Below are 3,139 nucleotides of genomic sequence, written 5' to 3'. Positions count from 1 at the left end.
GCAATGCGGCCTCGGCGCGAGTGAGCTGGCTCGGCGGCTTGCCCAGGTAGCTCCAGCTGGCCGCCGCCACGCCCTCCAGGGTGCCGCCGAAGGGCGCGCGATTCAGATACAGGGCGAGGATCTCGTCCTTGGACAGGTGCCACTCCAGTTGCGCGGTGCGCCACAGCTGCTTGAGCTTGCCGGGCAGGTCGCGGCCGTGCGGATCGAGCAGGCGCGCCACCTGCATCGACAGGGTGCTGCCGCCGGACACCACGCGCCCGCCGCTGAGGTTCTGCCAGGCGGCGCGGGCCAGGGCCAGCGGGTTGACCCCGGGGTGCAGGCGGAACCAGCGATCCTCGTAGGTCAGCAGGGCTTCGAGGTAATAGGGCGAGACCTGGTCCGGCGTCACCGGGTAGCGCCATACGCCGTCGCGATCGGCGAAGCGCCACAACGGCGTGCCGTCCTCGGCCAGCACCACGCGGGCCAGATCGTCCTCGGGCAGCGGCAGCGGGAACAGGCGGTCGGCGAGCCAGAGCAGACTCAGCACAACAATCAGCGCACCAGCGCACTGCCGCCAGCGCCGCCCCCCAGAGGCTTCAGCTGCGCGCCAATAAGCAGGCATCGAAAAAAGACGATTTATTGACATAAACAATGACCATCCGTCTGATCACCACGCATTCGCCACATTTTTGACCCTCAGAGGCTTTACATGCCATTACGGGGCCACTAGACCTAAATCTGAACACTGCTTCGTTGGGCTGACAGTGCCTGCCAAGCGGTGTTTACGGGCATCGAGTTCAACCTCCCAGCCTTCTCCGGCGCCAGGCGCTTGACGGTGCGATGCCATCCTTCCATTCCAACGAAAGGACATTGGTTATGCGCATCGACGAACTTGGCGATGAATTATTGCCCACCGCCGTCCGGCAGGTATTGCCATCTCAGTCGCTTGGTACCGAAGTACCGGGCAGCTGCCTCGGCCGCTTTACCGCCGCGCCTTCGGCAGCCCTGATAACGCTGGCACTGCTCGGCCTCAGCCCTCAGGCGCTGGCGGATCACGACACCGCCCACATCGTGGACAATCTCAAAGGCGGCCTGGGCGCCCTGGAGCGGCGAGTCTGGGATTGCGAGAACGGTATCAACGGTAAATGCCCGGGTACCAAGGGGGATAAGGGCGACAAAGGTGACAAGGGTGATACCGGAGCCACCGGCCCCACGGGCCCCACTGGTGCAACAGGCCCTCAGGGCCCTCAAGGCGAGACAGGTCCCGCTGGCGCGACAGGTCCGCAAGGCCCTCAGGGCGACGTAGGTCCCTCTGGCGCAACAGGTCCGCAAGGCCCTCAGGGCGACGTAGGCCCCGCTGGCGCAACAGGTCCGCAAGGCCCTCAGGGCGACGTAGGCCCCGCTGGCGCGACAGGTCCGCAAGGCCCTCAGGGCGACGTAGGCCCCGCTGGCGCGACAGGTCCGCAAGGCCCTCAGGGCGACGCAGGCCCCGCTGGCGCAACAGGTCCGCAAGGCCCTCAGGGCGACATAGGCCCCGCTGGCGCAACAGGTCCGCAAGGCCCTCAGGGCGAAATAGGCCCCGCTGGAGCAGCAGGTCCGCAGGGCGATACCGGCCTGACCGCCTGGGAGCGCAAAACCGAAACCTGCACACAGGACACAACCGCCATTACCTGCACGGCGACCTGCAGCGAGGGCAAGCGGGTGCTGGGCGGCGGAGCGAGCTATTCCTCGGCTCAGACCTGGCAGACCGTTCTGAGCTACCCGCTAACCGACTTGAGCTGGACGGCATCGCTGGTCAAGACAACAGGGGCCGGGTCAGCAGCCCAGATCACCGTAACCACCTACGCCTTGTGCGCCTCTACCAACTAAGCAGATCCGGGAGGTTAGTGATGAGCTTCTATTCGATTCCCGCCTGGACGGTGACGGCCATGCTGCTGTCCAGTCCCGCGCTGGCCGGCCACTGCGACACCGAGGTAGCCGAGGCGCAGGCCGCCGCCAACTATGCACCCTACCTTCAACCCAGTGTGGAGGAGGTGGTGGGTGCGCTCTTCCAAAGCGCGCTCGAGGCCTGCCGGCTGGAGGAAATCCAGATGGCCAGTGCCGAGTTCGACTCGCCGATGCTGGCGCCGGACTATGTATCGGTAGGCCAGTCCATGCTGATCAATATCGTCGAGATGATCGGCGCCAAGTGACGGCTGTACGGGGCAAGGCCAGCAGGCCTTGCCCCGTTTCGCCATGAGCCAGCCCCGTAGCCCGGATGCAATCCGGGGCCGCTCTACCGCTCCCTCACCACCATCCCCCCCGGCGAATTGCCCAGCGCCTGCCAGCTCGGCCGGTACATCGACTCCACCTGCGGCGGCGGTACGCGGTAGCTGCCCGGGGTCACCGCGCGGGCCAGGTAGAGCAGGTGGGTGGTGCCGTAGCCGTCCACGTCCAGCGCCGCCACGTAGCGGTCGCCGCGGTATTCCTGGTGCTTGATCCGCGCGTTCTGCATCGCCTGGCGCCATTCCTTGACCTGGCTGCCGGCGTCGTCGAGGCTCGCCGCGCTCTGCGCCAGGTTCTGGTTTTCCAGCTCCAGGCCGGCGGGCAGCAGGTCCACCACCAGGGCATCGGGCACGCGCTGCTTGGCGCGCACCGCCAGGTGCACCAGCACCAGCTCGCCGCTGGTCAGCCGCTGCAGGTCGAGCGGGCGGCCGTCCATGCCCAGATATTCGCGCTCGATGCCGAGGTTGTCGCCGCCGGCCGCCGGCGGCTGCACCGGGTAGCCGGACAGGGTCAACTGCTGGTAGAGCTTGGCGCTGCCGGCAGCGCTGACGCTCAGCGGCTCGGCCAGCTCGCCGCGCTCCAGCTTGATGCCCGGTTGCCGCTCGCTCAGTTCGAACTGGAAGGCACCACTGGAAAGCGCAGCGCGCCAGGGCTGTTCCGGCTGACCGAGCAGGCCGCGACCGGCGAGGAACAGGGCGTTGCGCTCCTGGGTCGACAGCCAGCGCTGGCCGGCCAGCTCGTCGGCCAGGTCGAACAGCCGCTGCTCGCGCTGGCCGGCGGCCAGGTCGTGTTCCTCCAGCACGGAGAGGATCAGCGCCTGGTCGCGCAGCGCGCTGCCGTAGTCGGCCATCCAGCGCTCGCCGTCGCGCGGCTGGATCAGGCCCTGGGCCAGCGC

2 protein-coding genes and 1 pseudogene are annotated in these 3,139 nt (G+C 67.6%); 1 reads left to right on the top strand and 2 read right to left on the bottom strand.

What is annotated here, in order from left to right; translation table 11 throughout:
* Nucleotides 1–601, bottom strand: a 601-nt coding sequence (locus tag N878_RS16225; protein WP_256218097.1) for a transglycosylase domain-containing protein, incomplete at its 3' end; no start/stop codon positions are given.
* 1,267 nt (nucleotides 602–1,868) lie between these two features.
* Between N878_RS16225 and N878_RS16215 the strand changes: the two genes are divergently transcribed.
* Nucleotides 1,869–2,171 carry a hypothetical protein gene (locus N878_RS16215; protein WP_021444658.1) on the top strand — a complete coding sequence of 101 codons (303 nt, stop codon included), beginning with the start codon at nucleotides 1,869–1,871 and terminating at the stop codon, nucleotides 2,169–2,171.
* 83 nt (nucleotides 2,172–2,254) lie between these two features.
* On the opposite strand, the pseudogene N878_RS16210 reads toward N878_RS16215, so the two are convergent.
* Nucleotides 2,255–3,139, bottom strand: a pseudogene (locus tag N878_RS16210) (alpha-2-macroglobulin family protein); the annotation flags it as partial.

Origin of the sequence: Pseudomonas sp. EGD-AK9, assembly GCF_000465935.2 — a bacterium.
Lineage (GTDB): Bacteria > Pseudomonadota > Gammaproteobacteria > Pseudomonadales > Pseudomonadaceae > Aquipseudomonas.
The sequence above is the reverse complement of the archived record's forward strand: the minus strand, read 5'-3'. Positions and strand labels throughout refer to the sequence as shown.